1 protein-coding gene is annotated in these 389 nt (G+C 68.1%); it reads left to right on the top strand.

Annotated elements, in window-relative coordinates; genetic code table 11:
• Positions 1 to 19: 19 nt before the first annotated feature.
• Positions 20 to 389, top strand: a 370-nt coding sequence (locus I6F37_RS44225) for a hypothetical protein (RefSeq protein ID WP_225155018.1), incomplete at its 3' end; no start/stop codon positions are given.

Genomic DNA, 389 nt, shown 5'->3' with positions numbered 1-389 from the left:
CCCTCAGTCGGAGACCCCAATGCGCTGCGAATCCGTCGCCCGGACGATCACCCGTATCGCGACCATCCTGCTGGCCGAGCTGGGGGCGGTGGTCGCGACGACGGGAATCGTGTTCGCCCAGGACCCGGCGGCGGCCTCCAAGCCAGTGGCCATCCGCATTGCCGACTCGACACAGGTTCAGGTGATCCGGCTTCGCGATGGATCCTCGATTGTCGGACGCGTGACCGAGATCAGCACCGACAGTGTGCGGTTCGTCGGCAAGGCCGGTACGCTGTCCATCGCGCGTGCCGACATCGTCGAGCTCCGGGAGGTCGCGCAGTCGGCGCTCCGAAGCGGCGAGGTCTGGCCGGCGAGCCCTAACGCGACACGCCTGCTGTTTGCCCCGACTG

Source organism: Bradyrhizobium sp. NBAIM08, from assembly GCF_020193935.1.
Classification (GTDB): domain Bacteria; phylum Pseudomonadota; class Alphaproteobacteria; order Rhizobiales; family Xanthobacteraceae; genus Bradyrhizobium; species Bradyrhizobium yuanmingense.
This window is presented reverse-complemented; position numbering and strand designations above follow the sequence as displayed.